Source organism: Pseudomonas sp. GM80 (genome assembly GCF_000282515.1).
Taxonomy (GTDB): Bacteria; Pseudomonadota; Gammaproteobacteria; order Pseudomonadales; family Pseudomonadaceae; genus Aquipseudomonas.
This window is the reverse complement of sequence record NZ_AKJD01000111.1, coordinates 1-21,859: the sequence shown is the minus strand read 5'-3', so window position 1 is coordinate 21,859 and position 21,859 is coordinate 1. Positions and strand designations below refer to the sequence as shown.

The 21,859-nt window shown below is 59.6% G+C and carries 23 protein-coding genes and 1 tRNA gene; 12 read left to right on the top strand and 12 right to left on the bottom strand.

Annotation, left to right across the window (positions count from 1 at the left end):
• Nucleotides 1-55: 55 nt before the first annotated feature.
• Entirely contained in the window at nt 56-1,441 is a 1,386-nt protein-coding gene (locus PMI37_RS18370) for a sensor histidine kinase (protein WP_008083567.1), read from the bottom strand.
• Nucleotides 1,434-2,105, bottom strand: coding sequence for a response regulator (locus tag PMI37_RS18365; RefSeq protein ID WP_008083565.1), 672 nt, complete (start codon nt 2,103-2,105; stop codon nt 1,434-1,436). The genes PMI37_RS18370 and PMI37_RS18365 overlap by 8 nt, the downstream gene beginning before the upstream one ends.
• Before the next feature lie 236 nt (nt 2,106-2,341).
• Between PMI37_RS18365 and PMI37_RS18360 the strand changes: the two genes are divergently transcribed.
• The 5 genes from PMI37_RS18360 (at nt 2,342) to PMI37_RS18340 (ending at nt 7,794) form a co-directional block, all read left to right on the top strand.
• Nucleotides 2,342-3,634, top strand: coding sequence for an OprD family porin (locus PMI37_RS18360; RefSeq protein ID WP_008083563.1), 1,293 nt, complete (start codon nt 2,342-2,344; stop codon nt 3,632-3,634).
• Between the two features lie 124 nt (nt 3,635-3,758).
• On the top strand, nt 3,759-4,736 hold the full coding sequence (locus tag PMI37_RS18355) for a Bug family tripartite tricarboxylate transporter substrate binding protein (protein WP_008083562.1): 978 nt from the start codon (nt 3,759-3,761) through the stop codon (nt 4,734-4,736).
• A 56-nt stretch (nt 4,737-4,792) separates the two neighbouring features.
• On the top strand, nt 4,793-5,251 hold the full coding sequence (locus PMI37_RS18350) for a tripartite tricarboxylate transporter TctB family protein (protein ID WP_008083560.1): 459 nt from the start codon (nt 4,793-4,795) through the stop codon (nt 5,249-5,251).
• 1 nt (nt 5,252) lies between these two features.
• Nucleotides 5,253-6,767 (top strand): tripartite tricarboxylate transporter permease, encoded by a 1,515-nt coding sequence (locus PMI37_RS18345; RefSeq protein WP_008083559.1) that lies wholly within the window; start codon nt 5,253-5,255, stop codon nt 6,765-6,767.
• The gene (locus tag PMI37_RS18340) at nt 6,760-7,794 is read left to right on the top strand and encodes an AbrB family transcriptional regulator (RefSeq protein ID WP_008083555.1); all 1,035 of its coding nucleotides are present in this window, start codon (nt 6,760-6,762) and stop codon (nt 7,792-7,794) included. The genes PMI37_RS18345 and PMI37_RS18340 overlap by 8 nt, the downstream gene beginning before the upstream one ends.
• 124 nt (nt 7,795-7,918) lie before the next feature.
• On the opposite strand, the gene ung is transcribed toward PMI37_RS18340, so the two are convergent.
• Nucleotides 7,919-8,611: a uracil-DNA glycosylase gene (gene ung / locus PMI37_RS18335; RefSeq protein WP_008083553.1), complete on the bottom strand. Its 693-nt coding sequence runs from the start codon at nt 8,609-8,611 to the stop codon at nt 7,919-7,921.
• A gap of 132 nt (nt 8,612-8,743) precedes the next feature.
• Between ung and PMI37_RS18330 the strand changes: the two genes are divergently transcribed.
• The gene (locus PMI37_RS18330; RefSeq protein ID WP_008083552.1) at nt 8,744-9,856 is read left to right on the top strand and encodes an enoyl-CoA hydratase/isomerase family protein; all 1,113 of its coding nucleotides are present in this window, start codon (nt 8,744-8,746) and stop codon (nt 9,854-9,856) included.
• Nucleotides 9,857-9,910: 54 nt separating this feature from the next.
• Here the strand turns inward: PMI37_RS18330 and PMI37_RS18325 are convergent, their stop codons facing one another.
• Nucleotides 9,911-10,318, bottom strand: a complete 408-nt coding sequence (locus PMI37_RS18325) for a hypothetical protein (protein WP_008083550.1) — start codon at nt 10,316-10,318, stop codon at nt 9,911-9,913.
• 181 nt (nt 10,319-10,499) lie between these two features.
• On the bottom strand, nt 10,500-10,751 hold the full coding sequence (locus PMI37_RS18320) for a hypothetical protein (protein ID WP_008083549.1): 252 nt from the start codon (nt 10,749-10,751) through the stop codon (nt 10,500-10,502).
• A 267-nt stretch (nt 10,752-11,018) separates the two neighbouring features.
• Here PMI37_RS18320 and PMI37_RS18315 point away from each other — a divergent pair, with 267 nt between their 5' ends.
• From PMI37_RS18315 to PMI37_RS18290, 6 genes are all read left to right on the top strand, one after another.
• The gene (locus PMI37_RS18315; protein WP_008083547.1) at nt 11,019-11,249 is read left to right on the top strand and encodes a cysteine-rich CWC family protein; all 231 of its coding nucleotides are present in this window, start codon (nt 11,019-11,021) and stop codon (nt 11,247-11,249) included.
• Nucleotides 11,250-11,282: 33 nt separating this feature from the next.
• Nucleotides 11,283-11,975, top strand: coding sequence for a pseudouridine synthase (locus PMI37_RS18310; RefSeq protein WP_008083545.1), 693 nt, complete (start codon nt 11,283-11,285; stop codon nt 11,973-11,975).
• 317 nt (nt 11,976-12,292) lie between these two features.
• The gene (locus PMI37_RS18305; protein WP_008083543.1) at nt 12,293-13,177 is read left to right on the top strand and encodes an alpha/beta fold hydrolase; all 885 of its coding nucleotides are present in this window, start codon (nt 12,293-12,295) and stop codon (nt 13,175-13,177) included.
• Between the two features lie 157 nt (nt 13,178-13,334).
• A tRNA-Gly gene (locus PMI37_RS18300) sits at nt 13,335-13,408 on the top strand.
• Between the two features lie 511 nt (nt 13,409-13,919).
• A complete protein-coding gene (locus PMI37_RS18295) occupies nt 13,920-14,648 on the top strand; it encodes a class I SAM-dependent methyltransferase (RefSeq protein ID WP_008083541.1) in 729 nt (242 codons plus the stop codon).
• Between the two features lie 99 nt (nt 14,649-14,747).
• On the top strand, nt 14,748-16,004 hold the full coding sequence (locus tag PMI37_RS18290; RefSeq protein WP_008083540.1) for a VWA domain-containing protein: 1,257 nt from the start codon (nt 14,748-14,750) through the stop codon (nt 16,002-16,004).
• Between the two features lie 42 nt (nt 16,005-16,046).
• On the opposite strand, the gene PMI37_RS18285 is transcribed toward PMI37_RS18290, so the two are convergent.
• From PMI37_RS18285 to PMI37_RS18255, 7 genes are all read right to left on the bottom strand, one after another.
• Nucleotides 16,047-17,225 carry a DUF4236 domain-containing protein gene (locus tag PMI37_RS18285; RefSeq protein WP_008083538.1) on the bottom strand — a complete coding sequence of 393 codons (1,179 nt, stop codon included), beginning with the start codon at nt 17,223-17,225 and terminating at the stop codon, nt 16,047-16,049.
• A gap of 47 nt (nt 17,226-17,272) precedes the next feature.
• Nucleotides 17,273-18,232, bottom strand: a complete 960-nt coding sequence (locus PMI37_RS18280; protein WP_008083536.1) for a lysozyme inhibitor LprI family protein — start codon at nt 18,230-18,232, stop codon at nt 17,273-17,275.
• 140 nt (nt 18,233-18,372) lie between these two features.
• The gene (locus PMI37_RS18275) at nt 18,373-18,951 is read right to left on the bottom strand and encodes a TerD family protein (protein WP_008083534.1); all 579 of its coding nucleotides are present in this window, start codon (nt 18,949-18,951) and stop codon (nt 18,373-18,375) included.
• Between the two features lie 27 nt (nt 18,952-18,978).
• Nucleotides 18,979-19,554: a TerD family protein gene (locus PMI37_RS18270; protein ID WP_008083532.1), complete on the bottom strand. Its 576-nt coding sequence runs from the start codon at nt 19,552-19,554 to the stop codon at nt 18,979-18,981.
• A 31-nt stretch (nt 19,555-19,585) separates the two neighbouring features.
• Entirely contained in the window at nt 19,586-20,587 is a 1,002-nt protein-coding gene (locus tag PMI37_RS18265) for a TerC/Alx family metal homeostasis membrane protein (RefSeq protein WP_052635297.1), read from the bottom strand.
• 44 nt (nt 20,588-20,631) lie between these two features.
• Entirely contained in the window at nt 20,632-21,081 is a 450-nt protein-coding gene (locus tag PMI37_RS18260) for a tellurite resistance TerB family protein (protein WP_008083529.1), read from the bottom strand.
• 45 nt (nt 21,082-21,126) lie between these two features.
• The coding region (locus PMI37_RS18255; protein WP_008083527.1) for a TerD family protein at nt 21,127-21,859 on the bottom strand (733 nt) is incomplete at its 5' end.

The following is a 21,859-nucleotide window of genomic DNA, read 5'->3' as shown; positions in this document are numbered from 1 at the left end:
CTGCTGCGCAGCCGATCGGGGATAAATCCCCTCGCCACAAAAGCCAACTTGCCGATCACCCGGCAACAAAGCTGACCCGCACCTTCAACCCCGCCTCCTCGCCATCATGCAGACTGATCTGCGCCAGATGCGCCCGGCAGATCTCTCCCACAATCGCCAGCCCAAGCCCTGATCCGGCCACCTGCTGATTACGCCGATAGAATCGCTCAAACACCCGATCGCGCTCCTCCAGAGGAATCCCCGGCCCGTCGTCTTCCACCTCAAGCACCGCCGGCGCCGTCACGCGCAAAATCACGTTGCCGCCCGGTGGCGTGTGCGCCAAGGCGTTATCCACCAGATTGCTCAGCAGTTCATTGAGCAACGTCGGTTCACCGCGCAGCCACACCGGCTCATCCGCCTCCAATGCCAGTGCCACCCCGCGCTTGTGCGCCAAGGGTGCCATGGCCATGCCCAGTTCCCGCGCCAACTGGCTCAGATCAAGCAACTGCGCCCCGCCCTCCGCTATCGCCCGCGCACCGTTTTCTACGCGCGCCAGCGACAGCAATTGATTGGCCAAATGAGTCAGGCGATCGGTGCTTTGCGCCGAGGATTCCAACGTCGTGCGCCAGGTTTCCGGTTCATTCGAACGCAGGCCCAACTCCAGCCGCGCCTTCAATGCCGCCAATGGCGTGCGCAATTCATGCGCCGCGTCGGCAATGAACTGCGCCTGTCGCTCGAACTGGCCACGCAGGCGCTCGGTGAAATGGTTGAGTGCGCGCACCAAGGGCCACAATTCATGCTGCACTTCCACCAACGGTAGCGGGCGCAAGTCGTCGGGCTGACGTTCTTCCACAGCGGTGCGCAAACGCTCAAGCGGTCGCAGCGCCGCACTGACAGCGAACCAGACCAATAGCAACGCGCCGATCGCCAACATGCCCAGACGCAGCAACGTGTCGGCTGCCAGACTGCGCGCCATGCTCACGCGTGCTTCATCGGTTTCGGCGACGCGAATTTCCGCCATGCCATTCATGTTGGGCTCGGTGACCGCTTTCAGCAGGCTGACCACGCGCACGTTCTGGCCGTTGTAGGTGGCGTTGTAGAACCGTGCCAGCGCCGGATAACTGTCCGTGCGCTTGGTGCCGGGCGGCGGGCCCGGGAGGTTTTCGTAGCCGGAAATCAGCTTTTGATGAATGTCGTTGACCTGGTAATAAATCCGCCCGGCGCTGTCGTAGGCGAAGGTATCGAGGGCCACGTAAGGCACATCGGCGCTGAGGCTGCCGTCTCGCTGGGACAAACCGGCCGCAATGGTCCGCGCCGAGGCCAGCAAGGTGCGGTCGTACGCCGTGTCGGCGGCTTCGCGCCCGTTCCAGTAAGCGCTCAAACCACTGGCGAGCATCAACACCACCAGCAATAACGCGAGGTTCCACAGCAACCGCCAGCGCAGGCTGCTGGGCTTATGCATCGCGGCTTTCCAGCAGGTAACCGAGGCCACGGAAGGTCACGATGGCGACGGGCTGGCCGTCGAGTTTCTTGCGCAACCGGTGCACATAGATTTCGATGGCGTCCGGGCTGGCCTCCTCATCGAGGCCGAACACCTGCGCGGCCAGTTGCTCCTTGCTCATCACCCGCCCCGGTCGGGCGATCAGCGCTTCGAGCACCGCTTGCTCGCGGGACGTCAGGGTCAGCAAATCTTCGCCAAGAGTGAAACGTCGGGTGTCGAGATCGTAGGCCAGCACGCCACAGCGCTGCTGACGTTCGCCGCCGAGCACGCTGCGCCGCAGCAGGGCTTTGACCCGCGCCTCCAGCTCAGTCAGTTCAAACGGTTTGGCGAGGTAATCGTCAGCCCCCAGATTGAGGCCGTGCACGCGGTCTTTCACATCACTGCGCGCCGTCAGCATCAGCACCGGCAGATTTTTTCCACGGGCACGCAGACGCGCCAGCACTTCAAATCCGTCCATGCGCGGCAGGCCGACATCGAGGATCGCCACGGCGTATTCCTCGCTGCTCAATGCCAGGTCAGCAGCCACGCCATCGTGCAACACGTCCACGGTCAGACCGGTGCTCTTGAGCGCCTGGGCGACACTTTCGGCCAGTTGCAGATGGTCTTCGACGAGCAGAACACGCATGGATTTTTACCTCGTTCAGGGGTGGCCGGCGCCACTCTTTGTCGCGGAGTTTACAGCCGCAACCGCCGCTGTGAAGCCCGAAAACATTGAAAGTCAGCTGAAAGGTTAGCGAAAGGTTAGCCGGTTAGAGTCGGCCCACGGACAGTCCCGGCTGCCGTCGCTGCTGCCACACAGCGATACGAAAAACGCCACGAAGCGTTTTCGACCAATAAGAACAATAAACGGAGTACACCCGCATGCCGTCCATGCAGCCGCAGGCATCCACGCCTGTTCGCCCTTCCCGTTTCAGCCACACCGCCCTCGCCAGTGCCGCCGCCCTTGCCGGTTTTTCGCCGCTGAGTTTTGCCGACTTCATTGAAGACAGCAGCGCCACCTTCGAAACCCGCAACATGTATTTCAACCGCGACTTTCGCGATGGCACCAGCGCCCAGCAATCCAAGCGTGACGAATGGGCCCAGGGCTTCATGCTCAATCTGCAATCGGGTTACACCGATGGCACCGTAGGCTTCGGTGTCGATGCGCTGGGCATGCTCGGGGTCAAACTCGATTCGAGCCCGGATCGCACCGGCACCGGCCTGTTGCCGACCCACGATGACGGACGCGCGGCAGACGAGTACTCCAAGCTCGGTCTGACCGGCAAAGTAAAAATCTCCGCCACAGAACTTAAAATCGGCAGCCTGATTCCTGAACTGCCGATCCTCAAGCCAAACGACGGGCGCATCCTGCCGCAAACCTTTGAAGGCGGTTTGCTGACCTCCAAAGAGATCAAGAACCTGACCTTCACCGGTGGCCGACTGGAGAAAGCCAAGGATCGCGACAGCACCGATTTCGAGGACATCGCTCTCAATAACAAGAACAGCCGTTTCGCTGGCACCGCCGCCGGCAAGCACTTCGATTTTGGCGGCGTGGATTACAAGTTCACCGACAAGATCACCGGCAGTTACCACTTCGCGCAACTCGACGAAGTCTACAACCAGCACTTCTTTGGACTGGTTGCCTCGCGGCCGATGGGCCCGGGCACGTTCGCCACTGATCTGCGCTTTGCCGTCAGTGATGATCAGGGCTCAGCCCGTGGCGGCGAAATCGACAACCGCTCGCTCAACGGTCTGGTCAGCTACGCGTTGAGCGGTCACAAGTTCAGCGCCGGTTATCAGCACATGTCTGGCGACAGCGCTTTCCCGTATGTCGATGGCAGCGACCCGTACCTGGTCAACTTCGTGCAGATCAACGACTTCGCCGGCGCTGAAGAACGCTCCTGGCAGGCACGCTACGACTTCGACTTCGCCAAACTCGGCATCCCCGGCCTGAGCTTCATGAGCCGCTACTTGAGCGGTGACAACATCAAGCTCAAGACCGGCGAGGAAGGCAAAGAGTGGGAGCGCAACACCGAGATCAAATATGTAGTACAAAGCGGCGCCTTGAAGGATGTCGCCGTGCGTTTGAGGAATGCCACTTACCGTTCCAATTACTCGGCTCGCGATGCGGATGAAGTGCGGTTGCTGGTGAGCTATAGCGTTGCTCTTTGGTAATTGATTGAAATGCCTTGGTGTTGTGGTCGGGAGATCAAAAGATCAAAAGATCGTCCGATCGCGGCCCGAGCCTTCGGCAGCTCCTACACAAAAGTCCTTACAACAAAAAACTGTGGAGAGACCAATGAATTTTTCACTGCGTAAAGTTGCTTTGGCGGCCGGCATGATGCTGGTGGCGGGGCAGTTGATGGCCGAACCGAAACGTCCGGAATGCATTGCGCCGGCATCGCCGGGTGGTGGTTTCGACCTGACCTGCAAACTGGTGCAGAGCGCACTGGTCAACCAGAAACTGCTGAGCAAACCGATGCGCGTGACTTACATGCCTGGCGGTGTCGGCGCAGTGGCTTACAACGCGGTGGTCGCGCAGCGTCCGGCCGATGCCGGCACGCTGGTCGCGTGGTCGAGCGGATCGTTGCTGAACCTGGCGCAAGGCAAGTTCGGGCGTTTCGATGAAACCAACGTGCGCTGGCTGGCGGCTGTCGGCACCAGCTACGGCGCCATCGCGGTGAAAAGCGATTCGCCCTACAAGACTCTCGACGATCTCGTTCAGGCATTGAAGAAAGATCCAAGCTCGGTGGTCATTGGTTCCGGCGGCACCGTTGGCAGCCAGGACTGGATGCAAACCGCGCTGATCGCCAAGGCTGCCGGGATCAACCCGCGCGACCTGCGGTATGTCGCCCTCGAAGGCGGCGGCGAAATCGCCACCGCCCTGCTCGGTGGTCACATCCAGGTCGGCAGTACCGACATCTCCGACTCCATGCCGCACATCCAGAGCGGCGACATGCGCCTGCTCGCGGTGTTCGCCGACAAGCGTCTCGACGAGCCGGAAATGAAAGACATCCCGACCGCTCGCGAGCAAGGCTACGACATCGTCTGGCCGGTGGTTCGCGGTTTCTACCTGGGGCCAAAAGTCAGCGACGAAGACTACGCCTGGTGGAAAGACTCGTTCGACAAGCTGCTGGCCTCCGACGAGTTCGCCAAGCTGCGCGATCAGCGTGAACTGTTCCCGTTCGCCATGACCGGCCCGGAACTGGACACCTACGTGAAGAAGCAAGTTGCTGACTACAAAGTGCTGGCCAAAGAGTTCGGCCTGATCCAGTGATCGCCTCTGTCTAGCGGCTGCGCTCCCGGTTGCGGGAGCGCGGCCCAGGAGCTCCCATGCTTATTCAACGCATTTTCGCCTCGGTGCTGTTGCTGGTCTGTGTCGGCCTGGCACTGATGGCGTGGCCGTACCAAGCGGCTTTTTCCTACGAACCGGTCGGCCCGCGCGCCTTCCCGCTGCTGATGCTCGGCCTGATGGGCGCGGCGCTGCTGTACATGGTGTTTCGCCCGGCGCCGATAAAACACAGCGATGACGAGCCACCACTGGATCGCGAAACCCTGACCAAGATTGCTATCTGCGTCGCGCTGCTGCTGGTGTTCGCCGGTCTGTTCGAACCGCTGGGTTTCATCCTCAGCAGCATCCTCATCGGCATCCCGATGGCGCGCCTGTATGGCGGTCGCTGGATGCCGAGCATCGTAGTCACCACGCTGATGGCCATCGGTCTGTACCTGCTGTTCGACCGTGTGATGGACGTTCCGCTGCCCCTTGGCCTGCTCGACGTGCTGGAGAACTGATATGGATACCCTCGGTTATTTGGGCCAAGGCTTCGGCGTCGCGCTGAGCCCGTACAACCTGGTCACCGCGCTGTGCGGCACGCTGATCGGCACCGTCGTCGGCCTGCTTCCCGGCCTTGGCCCGATCAATGGCGTGGCACTGCTGATCCCGATCGCATTTGCGCTCGGCCTGCCACCGGAGTCGGCGTTGATTCTGTTGGCAGCGGTGTATCTGGGCTGCGAATACGGTGGCCGGATCAGCTCGATCCTGCTGAACATTCCCGGCGAAGCGTCCACCGTAATGACCACCCTCGACGGCTACCCGATGGCCCGCAAAGGCCTGGCCGGTGTAGCGCTGTCGCTGTCGGCGTGGAGTTCGTTTATCGGCGCATTTATCGCCACTTGCGGCATGGTCCTGTTCGCCCCGCTGCTGGCGAAATGGGCGATTGCCTTTGGCCCGGCGGAATACTTCGTGCTGATGGTGTTTGCGATTGTCTGTCTCGGCGGCATGGCCGGGGATCGACCGTTGAAGACGTTTATCGCGGCGTTGATCGGCCTGTTCCTGTCGAGCGTCGGCATCGACGCCAACAGCGGCGTGTATCGCTTTACCGGCGACAACATTCACCTGACTGACGGCATTCAATTCGTCGTGCTGGTGCTGGGCCTGTTTTCGATCAGCGAGATTCTGTTGCTGCTGGAGAAAACCCATCGCGGCCAGGAAGCAGTGAAGGCGACCGGGCGGATGATGTTCAACTTCAAGGAAGCGTCTTCGGTGTTCGTGGTGAACATTCGCTGCGGCCTGCTTGGTTTCATCATGGGCGTGTTGCCGGGTGCTGGCGCGACGCTGGCCAGCGCCGTGGCGTACATGACCGAAAAACGCATCGCCGGTGCCAGCGGCAAATTCGGTCAGGGTGATGCCCGTGGCCTCGCTGCGCCGGAAACCGCCATCGGTGCTTCGGCCTGTGGCGCACTGGTGCCGATGCTGACGCTAGGTGTGCCAGGTTCGGGCACCACCGCGGTAATGATCGGCGCCCTGTCGTTGTACAACATCACCCCGGGCCCGCTGCTGTTCCAGCAACAACCGGACATCGTCTGGGGCCTGATCGCCTCGTTGTTCATCGCCAACATCATGCTGGTGATCCTCAACATCCCGATGATCCGCATCTTCACCCGCATCCTTGCCGTGCCGAACTGGGCACTGGTGCCGGTGATCGCGATCATCACCGGGATCGGCGTTTATGCGGTGCACGCCACTACGTTCGACCTGTTCCTGATGGTCGGCATCGGCATCTTCGGTTACATCCTGCGCAAGCTCGACTTCCCGTTGTCGCCGGTACTGCTGGGCTTCATCCTCGGCGGTCTGATGGAGCAGAACCTGCGTCGTGCGCTGTCGATTTCCAACGGTGCGCTGGAAATCCTCTGGTCGAGCCCGATCACCTTCGGTGTCTGGGTGCTGACCGCGCTGATGCTGGCCTTCCCGCTGATCCGCATCTGGCGCAAACGTTCGGTCGCGCGTCGCGCCATCGCCGATGTTTGATCGCGCTTCACTGAAATCCTGGTGGGGAACCCCGCTGGTCGGTCTGCTCGGCGGTTTCCTCGCCAGCCAGATCGGCTGGCCACTGCCGTGGATGGTCGGCTCGTTGCTGGCGATCATCCTCGTGCGCTGCCTGACCCCATGGCAACTCACGGAAATCCCTGGCGGCCGCAAGTGCGGCCAGTGGATCGTAGGCATCGGCATCGGCCTGCACTTCACCCCGGTGGTGATGGAGCAGGTGCTCAGTCATTTCGGTTTGATCTTCTTCGGCGCGCTGGTCACCAGTGTCTCGGCGGTGGTCGGCGTGTGGTTGATGCGCCGTACCGGTGAAGATCGCGCCACGGCGTTCTTTTCGAGCATGCCCGGCGGCTCTGGCGAGATGGTCAACCTTGGCGCGCGTAATGGCGCGATGCTCAGCCACGTTGCGGCGGGGCAGAGTTTGCGTGTTCTGGTGGTGGTGCTGTGCGTGCCGGCGGCGTTCAAGTATCTGCTCGGCGACGGCAATCCGATTTCCCACGCGGGCAGTGTCGATTGGCGCTGGCTGGCGATTCTGTTTCCGGCGGGCGCTTTGCTCGCTTGGCTTTGGCAGCGTTTGCGTCAACCCAATCCGTGGTTGTTCGGGCCGTTGCTGGTGAGTGCGACGGTGAGCATTGCCTGGGATTTGCACATTGGTTTGCCGGATGGTGGCAGCCAGATTGGCCAGTGGTTGATTGGCAGCGGCTTGGGTTGTCACTTCAACCGGCAGTTCTTTCGGCGTGCGCCTTCATTCATGGGGCGGACGTTGATTGGCACGGCGCTGACCATGTTGATCGCCACACTGGCGGCGTTGGGGTTGAGTGCGTTGACCCATCTGGATCTGCGTTCGCTGACGCTGGGCATGATGCCGGGCGGGATTGCCGAGATGAGTCTGACGGCGGAAACATTGCAATTGTCGGTGCCGCTGGTGACGGCGATGCAGGTGATGCGGTTGTTGTTTGTGCTGTTTTTGGCGGAGCCGTTGTTCAAGTACTGGAATCGTAGTCCGGAGTAAGACCGAGTTGCCCCATCGCTGGCAAGCCAGCTCCCACAGGGTTTTGGGTTGTGCACAAAAACTGTGGCACCCACAAGTACCTGTGGGAGCTGGCTTGCCAGCGATGGGGCCCTTCAGATCCCCATCAGATGGGCGGAAGGCGCCACTCGATCGGCGTCTCTCCATTCTGCTCGAGAAACTTGTTGGTGCGGCTAAAGTGCCCGCAACCCAAAAACCCGCGATACGCCGATAACGGCGACGGATGCACCGACGTCAGCACCAGATGCTTGGTCGCATCGATCAGCTTCTGCTTGCTCTGCGCATGCGCGCCCCAGAGCATGAACACCAGATGCGGCTGACGCTCGCTGACCAACTCAATGATCCGATCAGTGAAAAACTGCCAGCCCTTGTCCTTGTGCGCATTGGCGTTGGCGCGCTCGACGGTCATCGTCGTGTTGATCATCAACACCCCCTGATCGGCCCAGCTCTGCAGGTAGCCGTGATTAGGAATGTCGATGTTCAGGTCGCGTTTCAACTCTTTATAGATGTTGACCAGCGATGGCGGTGCCGGCACGCCCGGTTGCACCGAGAAGCACAAGCCATGGGCCTGACCCGGGCCGTGATACGGGTCCTGGCCGAGGATCACCACTTTCACTTTATCCAGTGGCGTCGAATTCAGCGCATTGAAAATCATTGGCCCCGGCGGATAGATTTCCTTGCCGGCCGCCCGCTCCTGCTGCAGAAAATTGCGCAACTCTGCCATGTAAGGCTGGTCGAATTCAGCACGCAGTGCCTCCTTCCAGCTCGGTTCGAGTTTGATACGGTCGTCAGCAGTCATGGTCATACCCGGCAAAAACAATGGGGCGAACCCTAGGAAAGCCGGCCACGCTTGTCAATTGATCTGACGCAGATCCGGCACTTTCCCCCACAGCGATCATACTGATCGTTCAAATTCCCGATCGAGGTCACGATGAATCTGCACTTCGAAGAACTCACCGGCACCGACGGCGCCCGCATCGGTATCGCCAGCCTGGATGCTGAAAAATCGCTGAACGCGCTGTCCCTGCCAATGATCAACGCCCTCAGTGACAAACTGGACGCCTGGGCCAAGGATGACCAAATCGTCTGCGTACTGTTACGCGGCAATGGTGCCAAGGCGTTCTGCGCCGGTGGCGAAGTGCGCAGCCTGGTCGAAGCCTGCCGCGCTCATCCCGGCGAAGTCCCGCCGCTGGCCGCGCAGTTTTTCAGCGCCGAATATCGTCTGGATTACAGCCTGCACACGTATCCAAAACCGCTGATCTGCTGGGGTCATGGCTATGTGCTCGGCGGCGGCATGGGCCTGTTGCAAGGCGCGAGCACGCGGATCGTCACGCCGAGCAGTCGTTTAGCGATGCCGGAAATCACTATTGGTCTGTATCCCGACGTCGGCGCCAGTTGGTTTCTTGCGCGACTGCCGGGCAAGCTCGGCTTGTTTCTGGGACTGACCGGCGCGCACATGAATGGCCGTGATGCGATCGATCTGGATCTGGCCGACCGCTTCCTGCTCGACGAACAGCAGCCGGAGCTGATCGAAGGTCTGTTGCAGCTGAATTGGCAGGAACAGATCGATCGGCAGCTCAACAGTCTGCTCAAAGCGCTGCAACAGGAAGCCGTGGCGCACATGCCCGAAGCGCAGTGGCTGCCGCGTCGTCAGCAGATCGACGAACTGCTCGACGTCAGCGACGTGGCCTGCGCCTGGAAAGCCATCAGCCTGCAACGCGACAGCAGCGACCCGCTGATCGCTCGGGCAGCGAAGACCATGAGCGAAGGCTCGCCGCTGACGGCGCATCTGGTCTGGGAGCAAATTATTCGTGCTCGACACATGTCGCTGGCCGAAGTCTTTCAGATGGAATACACCCTGAGCCTCAATTGTTGCCGGCATCCGGAGTTCAGCGAAGGGGTTCGCGCGCGTTTGATCGACAAGGATCAGAAGCCGCACTGGCATTGGCCGGATATCAGCAATGTGCCGGATGCGGTGGTTGAGGCGCACTTTCACAAGGCCTGGGAGGGGCGGCATCCGTTGGCGGATCTGACGCAGTATTAAAATCCGGGCACAAAAAAAGCGGCGCTCAATGCGCCGCTTTTCATTTGCGGTTTGTTACCAGCGGTTGCCACGTCCGTTGTGATCACCACGTCCACTGTGACGGTCGTAATTGCCGCGACCGCGATGATCGTTATCCCAACCACCGCGACGGTGGCCATCCCAACGCCCGCGGTCATTGCCGTGCCAGCGACGGCTTTCGTAATGACGCGGGGCCGGTTGATAGTAACGCGGCGCCGATTGGTAATAACGCGGTTGCTGGTAGTACCGCGGTGCTGGCTGGTAGTAGCGTGGTTGCGCGTAATACGTGCCGCCACCGCCGTAATAATTGCCGCCCGTGTTGTAGTAAGCCGGTGCGGGTGAGGTGTAGACCTCGGAACTGTAATACGAGTCCGCGTAAGAGTAAGGGACGCAACCGGCAACGGAAAACATCAACGCAGCAAGCAGTAGGATTCGTCTATACATGGCGGCCTCCTTGGACCGCGAGTCAGCCACACCAGCGACGCTGGCAGGCGTCAGTCATTTATTCTGGGACTGACGAAAGATCTGACAGCGTTTTCCGAATCTGGTGCGTTCCTGCAACAAGTTGAAACAAGTGATTTATGAAGCCTTGTTCATACGTCAAACGCCGTCATTCAGGCACTGATTAATGGTGCCCTCCATGATATCCGCCGCCGTGATAACCCCGTCCGTAACCGCCGCGATAACCGTAACCGCCGTAGTAATAGCGGGCGCCGCCGTAGTAGCGCGGGCCGTAATAACCACCGTAGTAATAAGGCGAGTAATAGCCGGGAGAATAGTAGGTAGCAGGGTAAGCATCGTAGGGACCGGCGTAGTAGTAACAACCGGATAAGCCGAACACCAGAACGGCACCGAGCAACATCTTCTGAATACGCATGGCGGCCTCCTGAAAGACCCACGGCCGCAACGGAACAGAGCAGCCGACACACATTTGACTGAGGCGGATTGATCAAGTGCCCAGTCCCGACAGGCATCAGATCAGCGGCGCTCCGCGCTGCAGATATGGCAGTCATTACTGGCCATCGGGCTGCCGCCTCGTTCGATGACACCTTGCGCAGGCTGCTGTCGCGGGCCGATCATGCGATGTACCGAGCCAGCCAAACCGGCCGCAACCGCAACTGCGTGGAAATGCCTTACTCGACTTATGCCTGATTCCGACATTAAACCTGACCATTGCCCGGCCTGCGGCGCCCGTAACGACTGCAGCCTGGCCGATCCGCGCACCGCTGACCGCGAATGCTGGTGCTATGGTGTGACTATCGACCCCGCCGTACTCGAAGCCCTGCCGCCAGAATTACGCAACCAATCCTGCCTGTGCCCGCGTTGCGCGCAGGTCGAGGCGCAACTGCAAGCGGCGAAGCGCTTGATCCCGTAAGATGCGCGCCCCTTCTATCACTGAACCCTGAACATGCGCGTCGACCGTTTCCTCAGCAACCTGCCCCGCTACAACCGTCAGCAGGTTCGCTTGTTGCTGGTGGAAAAGCGCGTGCGGATTGACGGAAAAGTCGTCAGCGATCCGCACGGCGAAGTGCTGGAATTCAGCCGCGTCGAAGTCGATAACGAAGTCCTGCAAGCCGGCAAACCCGCGCGCTACTTCATGCTGCACAAGCCACCGGGCTGCGTCAGCGCCACCCGCGATCCGCAGCATCCAACCGTGCTCGACCTGATCGATGAACCGGACAAGGACGACTTGCACATCGCCGGGCGCCTGGACTTCAACACGACGGGCCTGATGCTGATCACCAACGATGGCGCGTGGTCGCGACGCCTGACCCAGCCGCAGACCAAATTGCCGAAGGTCTATTACGTCGAGACCGAGCAGGAAATTGGCGCGCAATATGCGATTACCTTTGCGGAAGGGATCTACTTCGCGTTCGAGGATTTGACCACGCAACCGGCGCAGCTGGAGCTGATAGGCCCCCGCTCGGCGCGGTTGAGCATCGTCGAAGGTCGTTACCATCAGGTGAAGCGCATGTTTGGTTACTTCAACAACAAAGTGCTGCGCCTGCACCGCGAATCGATGGGCCCGCTGTTGCTCGATAACGCGCTAAAACCGGGCGAGTACCGCGCTTTGCGCACCGAAGAGATCCATTTGTTCTAAGCCGGCGACCGCTCAGCAGAAGTTGTCGAACAATTTACCAGCGGCACTTGCGCGATCCCGACTCCCCTGCTTGAATCAGGACGTCGGCCAGATTGTGACCGATGAGTCACAACATACCTCTAAGAAACTTTTTGCCGGTAGAGAGCCTTCAAGGCTCCGCCTCAGCCGGCAGACTGCCCGCCAATAACAATACCCGTCGACCTGCCGTAACGGATCGACATGGGCCAAGCAAATTCCAGGCGTATGCCTACCTGTCACAAAGCTCGTGCAATCTCTATTTGCGCGCATACCCGCTTGCTTGCCAGGAGTCTTATGACATGAGGCCAGAAATCGCTGTGCTGGATATACAGGGTCAGTATCGGGTTTACACGGAGTTCTATCGCGCAGACGCCGCAGAAAAGACCATCATCCTGGTCAACGGCTCGATGGCCACGACTGCGTCGTTTGCACAGACTGTGAAAAACCTGCACCCGCAATTCAACGTGGTTTGCTATGACCAGCCTTACGCGGGCCGATCAAAAGCGCACAACCGCCACGAGAAACACCTGACCAAGGACGTCGAAGGGCAGATTCTGCTGGAGCTGATCGACCACTTCGCTGCCGAGCACGTGCTGTCGTTTTCCTGGGGCGGTGCCGCGACGCTGGTCGCCCTCGCCCACCAGCCACGGCGCATCGAACGGGCCGTGATCAGCTCGTTCTCGCCGGTGATCAACGCCCACATGCTCGATTACCTCGAACGCGGCGTCGACTACCTCGGCCAGCGCGACGGCGACCGCGTCGGCCACTTGGTCAACAACACCATCGGCAAACACCTGCCGTCACTGTTCAAGCGCTTCAACTATCGTCACGTCAGCAGCCTGGCCGAGCACGAATACGGGCAGATGCATTTCCACATCAGCGACGTACTGCACAGCGATCGTCAGTGCTATTTGAATGCGGCGAAGAAGATCAACGTGCCGGTGCTTTTTCTAAACGGCGAATGGGACGAGTACACCGCCGCCGACGATGCACGGCTGTTCGGCAACCATGTGGCGCAGAGCACGTTCACCACCCTGCAAGCGACGGGGCACTTTCTCGACATGGAGCACAAGGCCGCGTGCCGCGATAGCCAGAATGCCTTGCTCGGGTTCCTGAAACCGGCGCAGCAGACCAGCCGAACGCGTTACTCGTTTGTTCAGGATCAACATGCATTGGCCATTTGAAAGAGTGTCTTCGCGAGCGAGTCTGTGGGGTTGAGCTTTTCGATCATTACCCGCAGCACTCGCCCGCGACTGACCGTTTTCAACGATTCAAAGCACTCTTTTGCAAAAGAAAACTTCAAATCCTTGGCCGAGTCTGGTACAAAGTCAGCCGCTCTGAGCGGGTATAGTTTAATGGTAGAACAGTAGCTTCCCAAGCTTCCGACGAGGGTTCGATTCCCTCTACCCGCTCCACTCAGATTTTGTCTCACGTTGTGTTTTTTGACGGGGGATGCAGGAACAGAAAAAACCGGCCTTGATGGCCGGTTTTTTTGTGTCTGGGATTTGATGTTTGCCATTTGGGCAGTACGGAACCTTTCAGAAACACTCCGTTGATTGCAGATTCGCCAGTCCCCTCTACGCTTCGGGTTCTCTAATGACAACAAGTGGAGTCTGTTCAAGGGAATGATCTACATGTGGCGCTCGGTACAGAAAATCCGGAGCACACGGCAGGACGTAACACTGCACGCCTTTAAACACTTCGCCAGGAATACGTTTACACGGCGATAAACCATAGCGATTTTCCCGACATTACAGATCCATAACACTCCACCGGTTTTCACCTCCCGCCCAACCAACTAGCATTTCCCCATCAACCACTACCCTCCCCCTGCGCGGCCATCGACGAATACGCGCCTTCACTTTCGAGGGATTCCAATCGCGGCCACTGCGCCGCTGACGACCGAAATCAAAAGAGCATTTCACCATGACGCAAAACATTTACGACGATCCAGCATTCTTCCAGGGCTACAGCCAAATGAACCGCTCGATCGGAGGCCTTGACGCGGCGCCGGAGTGGCCGGCGCTAAAGGCGCTGTTACCGTCCATGCACGGTTTGCACGTGGTCGATCTGGGTTGCGGTTATGGCTGGTTCAGCCGCTGGGCCAGCGAGAATGGCGCCACCGACGTCTTGGGCCTGGATGTCTCGGAGAAGATGCTGGAACGGGCACGCAATACCACTACTGCAGCGAACATCCGCTACGAGCGTGCCGACCTTGAACAGCTCGACCTGCCCGCTTGCCATTTCGACCTGGCCTACAGCTCGTTGGCGCTGCATTACATCAAGGATCTGCCAGGGCTGTTTGCACAGCTGTACGCGGCGCTGAAACCGGGCGCGCACCTTGTCTTTTCCATCGAACACCCGATCTTCATGGCGCCGCGCAATCCGGGTTGGTTGATGGACAGCGAGGGTAACAAGCGCTGGCCGCTGGACGGTTATCAGAAGGAAGGCGAGCGCGTGACGAACTGGCTGGCCGAAGGTGTGATCAAGCAGCATCGCACGATGGGCACGCTGCTCAATGGGCTGATTGCTGCGGGGTTCAACATTCGTCACGTCAACGAATGGGGCCCAAGCGACGCCGAAGTGGCTGCGCAACCGGCGCTGGCAGAAGAGCGCGAACGGCCGATGATACTGCTGGTGTCAGTGCAGCGCTGAGGGCAAAGCTTTCAACCGGATTTGGGGTGATAATACGCCGGCGATCGGCGCCCTCCCCGGCAAGTGCCGAGGCAACCCATCATCAAACAAGGAAGCAAGATGCAGATTACTCAGGGACAACGCCTGCCACTGTCCAACATTCTCCAGGGTCAGTCGCTCACCCTCGCGGTGCAGATTCAGTCCAGCGACGTCATTGATTTTGTCTGCTTCGGCGTCGACGCGCAGGGCAAGCTGTCCGACGATCGCTACATGGTGTTTTTCAATCAACCGAGCACGCCGTGCGCCGGCGTCAAGATTGAAGATCAGGGGCGGTTTCAGATCAATCTCGCGCAGTTGCCGGCCACCATTGATCGCCTGGTGTTCACCGCCTCCATTGATGGCGCCGGTGCGATGAGCGCCATCGGTGCCAGTCAGTTCAGCGTGTCCAACCCGGCCGGTCAGACGGTTGCCCAGTGCGCGTTTTCCGGCGCGACCTTCAGCGCCGAAAAAGCGATCATGGTCGCCGAACTCTATCGCAAGAACGGCGAATGGCGCCTGCTCTCGAACCTGCAAGGTTACGCACAGGGCCTCGATGCACTGGTCAATCACTTCGGCGGAGAAGTGGCTGAAAGCCCTGCGCCGGCACCGGCCCCGGCCCCAGCGCCGGCAAAGGTTTCCCTCGAGAAAAAGATTGCCGCTGCCGCACCGCACTTGGTCAGCCTGGCCAAAAAAGCCCAGATCAGTCTGGAAAAAGCCAACCTCACGCAGACCAAGGCGCGCGTGGTGCTGGTGCTCGATGCATCAGGCTCGATGAACCATCAATACGCCAAAGGCCGGGTACAGGAAGTCGTCGACAGGCTGCTGCCGCTGGCAGTGTCGTTCGATGAGGACGGCGAGCTCGATTGCTGGGCGTTCGGCGCCAAGCCTTTGCGCCTCTCACCCGTGACGCTGAGCAACCACAAGGGCTTCATCGACAGCGACAGCCGTGGCTGGAGAAACTGGGAACTGGGCAGCCGGATCAACGATGAACCCAAGGTCATCGAAAAAGTGCTGGAGCAGTTTCATCTGAGCGATGACGGCACGCCCATGTATGTCCTGTTCATCAGTGACGGTGGCGTGTCGGAAAGCCGCAAGATCACCCGCCTGATGGTCGACGCCGCCAATCTGCCGATCTTCTGGCAATTTGTCGGGCTCGGCGGCAAGGGTTACGGGATTCTGGAAAAGCTCGACACCCTGCCCGGGCGCGTGGTCGACAACTGCGGTTTCTTCGCGCTGGATGACTTGCACGACATCTCGGAAGAACAGCTCTACGACCTGTTGATGGCCGAGTTTCCGATCTGGCTGAAGGACGCCAAAGCCAAGGGCATTATTCGCTGATGGCCAGCCCGCGCAGGCCTTGAGGCTTGCGCGGGAGTCTCTTCAGTCCAGATCGGACATTTGCAGCGGCGTGATCTCCGCAAACCGCGCCGAGCGATCCAGTTTGACCCGCGCCCCGCACGCGTCGAGTGCCGCGATCGGATCAATCTCGCTCAAGCGATCGAAGTTCAGCGCGTTCCATTGATCTCGCGAAATCAGCGCCGAGATGACGTAGTGCTCAGCGATCCTGCCGCTGGCTGCATCATCCCGCTGGATGTAGCCCGACACCAACACCTTGCCGATACCCGGCAACAACGCAAATACCTCACCCGCCACGCGAAACAACGAGCCGTAGCACAGTGCGACAAAGTCGCGACGTACCTGAGCATCCGTGCGTTTTTTGAAGGTAAGTTTGCCGTTGCCCGTGGCTTGCGCGGTGCGCCGGGGTACATCGTCTTCATCGGGTAAATCGACATCCAGGGCAATCCCACACACATCCTGGGAAAACTCGTAGGTCACCCGGGTTTCCTTGGGCCAGGCAATACCGCTCAGCACGTAGTTGAGCGCTCTCTCCATCTGCGCACTGAAACCTTTGGCCGATAGACGGAACGCCTTCTCGATCTCGGCCCGCTCGAACTCATGAGCGTCGCGAGTCGCCTGCCATTCGGCGAGCTGCTGGCCGTAGGCGGCCAATTGCGCTTCGGCCTGCCGAACGATCTTTGCCGCGCGCAGCAGCATCCGATCGACAAGGCCTGGCGTCAGTTGCACAGGCATCGTCGGAGGCTCAATCGCAAAAGGCGCGGGAATCGCCGGCAGCGATCCTGGGCGCGGGGTCAGCAAATGCACCCCAAGGCAATCGTCAAGATCACGATTGATGGTCTGCGCGGCTTTCTCCAGCAACTGCTGAATGTCGTCCACCATTTCGCTTTTCACCCGTTTGACGATGGCGGCCGACAGCGGCTGATCATCGATATCAGTGATCAGCAGCGTGCCCTCGTCGCTGACTTTGATCTTCACCGGGCCGGTATGCCCCGTCGCAACGGGACGCTTTCGCGAAGGACGGTCGATGCGCTCACGATAAGACAGGCCCGTTCCGGGAATCCCCGCATTGAGGAAGGTGCCGTTGCGCCCCAGGGTCATGCTCAATCCGCGCGGACCGATCGACGTGCTTACACCTGAGCCGCTGATATTCAGGCGCACACCCGGCACCAACGTGATCCGCTTGCTGAACCGAAATCCCATGACCGCTCCTTGCATGAATGTTGGCTGAAGTCAGTAACGCAACCCGTTCAGGTCCTGCCGGCGATGTAGTCGTCGATCGAGGAGAACTGTCGATGCCTGCACATCCAGCCCGAGAGGAAGACGAACGCCGTGGTCACCGCCACCGCCCAACCACGCTTGCGCCGGGCATCGCGTTTGTTGCTGGCGTTGCTGGCAAACAACAGCAGCATCATCAGGCAGTAGAAGGTCAGCAAGGCAATTTTTGCGAACAGTGCGAGCAGGAAATACAGCGACAAACCATTGCTGCGGTAGGTCTGCACAATTACCTGCACGGCCATGATCGACGCCAGTACCCCGGCGGCAATTGCTGAATAACCCTTGGGGATTTCCAGCCAGGCACTGCAAACAAAATAGGTGCCGATGCCGAGGATCGGCATGAGGCTGGTCCACAGCGCATCGGTGTAATCCTGGTAGATCGTCATCGAACCGCGATGGTGCAGCCAGACGCAGATCAACAGCAAAACAGCCATGACAAACAGCGCGATTTTCAGGTTCAGAACCGCTTGGTGATCATCGGCGGCACTGCGCACCGGCGCTGCCGGCCTGGCCACGGCCGAAGGTTGCGCAGGCATTGCACTGGCTTGAGAACTGACCGCAGTCGAAGGCTCGAGCGGTTTGCTCGTCGCAACGGCAACCGGTTTTGCCGGTGGTGATACAGGCTGAGTCAGCTCACTCAGCCGCTGCGACATCGAAGCGGACAGGCACTGACCGGTGGTGCAGTTGTCGCGCAGACGCAACCACTGTCGCTGCGCCTCACGTACTTGATTGGGGTTAGCGGCGTTTTGCAGCGCACGAACATATTCGGCGTTCAATTGCTCATCGAGCACACCCAGGGCACCCTGCGCGCAGATCGCTTTCTCAGCGAAACTGACGGCTTTGGCACAATCAAAACTCGCTGCCGATACCTGGGCAGCACACAGCGCCAGCCACAAACCCATGAGGCTTGAGCCGAGAGACAAACGTGACATAGTCGAAATCCCTTTTAATGTGTTCGCTCAAGCCCGCACCCGTTCAGGCGCCGGCCGAGCACTTCCTTTTTTCCTGTCGCCGCACGAACGACAGGCAAGAAAAAGCCCCCTCGCGAGGGGGCCTTCTCAACCCTTTCGGGTTAGCCGATGCTCACACCGTGAGCTTCCGCCAGAGGCTTCAGGCCGCCGGCGAAACCTTGGCCGATGGCCTTGAACTTGAACTCTTCACCGTTGCGATACAGCTCACCGAAGATCATCGCGGTTTCGGTGGAAGCGTCTTCGCTCAGGTCATAGCGAGCCAGTTCCTTGCCGTCAGCCTTGTTGACCACACGGATGTAGGCGTTCGACACCTGACCGAAGCTTTGCTTGCGAGCGTCGGCGTCGTGGATGGTTACCGCAAACACCAGCTTCTTCACAGCAGCAGCCAGACCGTTGAGTTTGACGGTAGCTTGCTCGTCATCACCTTCGCCAGCGCCCGAGCGGTTGTCGCCCATGTGCTCGACGGAACCGTCGGCGGAGGTTTTGTTGTTGTAGAAAATGAAGCTATTGTCGTCGAGCACTTTGCCGTTTTCACCGACGATGAAAATCGACGCATCGAGATCGAACTCGGTGCCGTCAGTAACACGCGGATCCCAACCCAGGCCGACGATCACTTCGGTCAAGCCAGGAGCTTCTTTGGACAGCGAGACGTTGCCACCTTTGGACAGACTTACAGCCATGTTCAGATTCCTTTTGCTGGGGGTTGTTTAGAAGTTCATGCCGTAGTTGTTGGCCAGGGCGCGCAGGCCACCGGCGTAACCCTGACCCACGGCGCGGAATTTCCACTCGCCGTTGTTGCGGTACAGTTCAGCGAAGACCATCGCCGTTTCGGTCGAAGCGTCTTCAGCCAGGTCGTAGCGAACCACTTCGGCGCTGGTCACGTCGTTGACGACGCGAATGAAAGAACCACCGACCTGGCCAAAGCTCTGTTTGCGCGACTCGGCGTCGTGGATGGTGACGATGAACACAACCTTGTCCACGTCAGCCGGGATACGGCTCAGGTCGACCTTGATCACTTCGTCGTCGCCGTCGCCTGCACCTGTGCGGTTGTCGCCAGTGTGCTCGACCGAACCGTCCAGGCTCTTGAGCTGGTTGTAGAAAATGAAGTCGGCTTCGCTGCGAACCTTGCCGTTAGCACCCAGCAGAAGAGCGCTCGCGTCCAGGTCAAACTCGGCGCCGTCAGTTGCACGCGGGTCCCAGCCCAGGCCTACCAGAATCTTGCTCAGGCTCGGGTCGGTTTTGGTCAGAGACAGGTTTGCACCCTTTTGAAGAGTCAGTGCCATGGGTATTACTCCTTGTGGTAAAGACGATTACTTATTGGTTTTCGACCGGTGCGTCTTCTTCCTTTCCGGGGAAGATCAGACTGGCAACGACACCGATCGCCAATACAACCATTACGATCAGCAAACTGGTGTTCGCATCAATGGTGTAGCCGTGGTGGAACATGTGATCCGTTGCATTCAAGCCCAGCTTGACGGCAATGAAGAACAACAGCGCGATCACCGATTTTTCCAGGTGAACGAGGTAGCGTTTCAGCGCTTCGAGTACGAAGTACATGGTCCGCAGGCCCAGAATCGCGAAGAGCATGGCCGAGTAAACGATCAGCGGCTCACGGCTCACGGCGATCACCGCCGGTACGGAGTCGAACGCGAACAGCACGTCGGAAACTTCCGCGACCACCAGGCACAGGAACAGCGGCGTGGCAAAAATGGTGCCCTTGGCTGCCAGCGACATGCCCTGGTTTTCAGGCTTTTTCAGTTCCACTTCGAGCTGCTTGCGCGACACGAAGAAGTTGTGGCCATACAGCTTCGGCCAAACCGGGAAAAGCTTTTGTGCGAAGCGGTAGGCCATGTGCTTGGAATAGTCTTCCTCTTCCTCGTCATCACCGCCGCTGCGCAACATCATGACGGCCGTCCAGGCGACGATCACCGCGAAGACGATTTCGACCCATGGGCCGAAAGCCAGCAGGCCGGTACCGATCGCCACGAAAATCCCGCGGAACACGATCGCACCGATGATGCCCCAGTACAGAACGCGGTGGCGCATGCCATCCGGCACTTTGAACCAGGCGAAAATCGCCATGAACACAAAGAGGTTGTCGACGCTGAGAACTTTCTCAAGCGCATAACCGGTGACGAACAGGCTCGCGACCTCAGGCCCGTGCTCGTAGTACAGGAAGCCTGCAAACGCCAGCGAGATCGCAATCCAGAAAATCGACCAGATCGAGGCTTTAGCCAGCGAAATGGGTTTGTCGCCACGGTGGGTGACCATGTCGAGCAGCAGCGCGCCCACCGCGATCCCGACGAACACCGCCATCGTCAGCGGGGGAAATCCAATGTGACTGTCCAAGGTCCAGCTCCTTAAAGTTCGAAATCAGCCGGGCTCAAACCCAGCTCAAGGCAAATCTGACGGCAAGCCGCTTTTTCTTTGTCGTCGAAGTTGCCATCCGACGCACCGATGGCGCAGGCGACGCGCACCAGCAGACGACCGGCACCGGCATCGTTCTTGATCTTGCCGATGGTCTTCAGCGCTTCCGCCTGACCGATCTGATAGTCGAACTCGAACTTTTCGCAGTGACCATTGAACGACTTGATGACGTCGGCCATGTTGAACACTTTCAGTTCCGGCGAGTTGCTGATGAACCCGGCCATCTTGGTTTTCTCGGCAGAGGAGATCTCACCGTCGGCCGAGGCGACCAGTGCACAGGCGGCTGTCACGGCATCCATGAACTTCTGGTTTTTGAACTTGCTGACCTCGCTGGTCAGTTTGTCCCGGGCTATTGCCGCGTTTTCTTTAAGCCATGCAAACATTTTGAGGTCCTCTGAAAGGCGGGGCCCCAAGCCCCGCCGAAGTCACTATTTCGAGCCGGCACGCCAGCTCATGCCCCATCCATAGGCTTTGTCCACCGCCGAATGACCACGGTGGAAGTCCACACGCCGGGACACCTTTACGGCACCGTTGACGTTTTCGAGCATGGCAATGGCGCACATGCCATCACGTCCGCCCTCTTCGTTGAGACGTACCTCGATGTCCGGCTGGTTCGGGATGTGGATGGTCACGACACCATCTGTCTCCCGCCAGTTCGGCGCGCCTTCGTAGATGAAGGCGAAGATCAGGATCCGTCGCACTTCCGCCCACTTGGTGCCATTGATGTGCAGCCACTCGCCACCGGCAACAGAGCCGGTACGATCGTCGCCCATCAACTGGATGTACGGTGCGTGATTCAGGCTGCCGAAGCAGTTGCCGAGGGCTTGAACCACGCCCTTTTCACCGTCCTGCAACTCGTACAGGCAACCGACGTCCAGGTCGATCGAGGTGCTGCTCTTGAAGAAGCCGCCGGAGCTGCGCTTGTTCCAGTTCAGGTTGACCTTGATCTCGCCGAAACCGGCAGCAGTCTTCTCCAGGCTGATGGAGCTGCGTGTTTTATCGAGGGTGACCTTGCTCAGGCTGATCGTCGACTTCGGCGCGGCCGGTGCTGGTGGTGGCACGGGTACTGGCGCCGGAGTCGGCGCGGCTGCCGGAGCCGGAGCCGGAGCCGGAGCCGCGACATCAACGCCGAAATGCTTGGCCAGTGGCTCGAGCCCGCCG

Excerpts from the sequence above, each read along its gene's own strand:
- PMI37_RS18370 (WP_008083567.1), bottom strand. The coding sequence starts at position 1,441 with ATGCATAAGCCCAGCAGCCTGCGCTGGCGGTTGCTGTGGAACCTCGCG.
- PMI37_RS18365 (WP_008083565.1), bottom strand. The coding sequence starts at position 2,105 with ATGCGTGTTCTGCTCGTCGAAGACCATCTGCAACTGGCCGAAAGTGTC.
- PMI37_RS18360 (WP_008083563.1), top strand. The coding sequence starts at position 2,342 with ATGCCGTCCATGCAGCCGCAGGCATCCACGCCTGTTCGCCCTTCCCGT.
- PMI37_RS18355 (WP_008083562.1), top strand. The coding sequence starts at position 3,759 with ATGAATTTTTCACTGCGTAAAGTTGCTTTGGCGGCCGGCATGATGCTG.
- PMI37_RS18350 (WP_008083560.1), top strand. The coding sequence starts at position 4,793 with ATGCTTATTCAACGCATTTTCGCCTCGGTGCTGTTGCTGGTCTGTGTC.
- PMI37_RS18345 (WP_008083559.1), top strand. The coding sequence starts at position 5,253 with ATGGATACCCTCGGTTATTTGGGCCAAGGCTTCGGCGTCGCGCTGAGC.
- PMI37_RS18340 (WP_008083555.1), top strand. The coding sequence starts at position 6,760 with ATGTTTGATCGCGCTTCACTGAAATCCTGGTGGGGAACCCCGCTGGTC.
- ung (WP_008083553.1), bottom strand. The coding sequence starts at position 8,611 with ATGACTGCTGACGACCGTATCAAACTCGAACCGAGCTGGAAGGAGGCA.
- PMI37_RS18330 (WP_008083552.1), top strand. The coding sequence starts at position 8,744 with ATGAATCTGCACTTCGAAGAACTCACCGGCACCGACGGCGCCCGCATC.
- PMI37_RS18325 (WP_008083550.1), bottom strand. The coding sequence starts at position 10,318 with ATGTATAGACGAATCCTACTGCTTGCTGCGTTGATGTTTTCCGTTGCC.
- PMI37_RS18320 (WP_008083549.1), bottom strand. The coding sequence starts at position 10,751 with ATGCGTATTCAGAAGATGTTGCTCGGTGCCGTTCTGGTGTTCGGCTTA.
- PMI37_RS18315 (WP_008083547.1), top strand. The coding sequence starts at position 11,019 with ATGCCTGATTCCGACATTAAACCTGACCATTGCCCGGCCTGCGGCGCC.
- PMI37_RS18310 (WP_008083545.1), top strand. The coding sequence starts at position 11,283 with ATGCGCGTCGACCGTTTCCTCAGCAACCTGCCCCGCTACAACCGTCAG.
- PMI37_RS18305 (WP_008083543.1), top strand. The coding sequence starts at position 12,293 with ATGAGGCCAGAAATCGCTGTGCTGGATATACAGGGTCAGTATCGGGTT.
- PMI37_RS18295 (WP_008083541.1), top strand. The coding sequence starts at position 13,920 with ATGACGCAAAACATTTACGACGATCCAGCATTCTTCCAGGGCTACAGC.
- PMI37_RS18290 (WP_008083540.1), top strand. The coding sequence starts at position 14,748 with ATGCAGATTACTCAGGGACAACGCCTGCCACTGTCCAACATTCTCCAG.
- PMI37_RS18285 (WP_008083538.1), bottom strand. The coding sequence starts at position 17,225 with ATGGGATTTCGGTTCAGCAAGCGGATCACGTTGGTGCCGGGTGTGCGC.
- PMI37_RS18280 (WP_008083536.1), bottom strand. The coding sequence starts at position 18,232 with ATGTCACGTTTGTCTCTCGGCTCAAGCCTCATGGGTTTGTGGCTGGCG.
- PMI37_RS18275 (WP_008083534.1), bottom strand. The coding sequence starts at position 18,951 with ATGGCTGTAAGTCTGTCCAAAGGTGGCAACGTCTCGCTGTCCAAAGAA.
- PMI37_RS18270 (WP_008083532.1), bottom strand. The coding sequence starts at position 19,554 with ATGGCACTGACTCTTCAAAAGGGTGCAAACCTGTCTCTGACCAAAACC.
- PMI37_RS18265 (WP_052635297.1), bottom strand. The coding sequence starts at position 20,587 with ATGGCGGTGTTCGTCGGGATCGCGGTGGGCGCGCTGCTGCTCGACATG.
- PMI37_RS18260 (WP_008083529.1), bottom strand. The coding sequence starts at position 21,081 with ATGTTTGCATGGCTTAAAGAAAACGCGGCAATAGCCCGGGACAAACTG.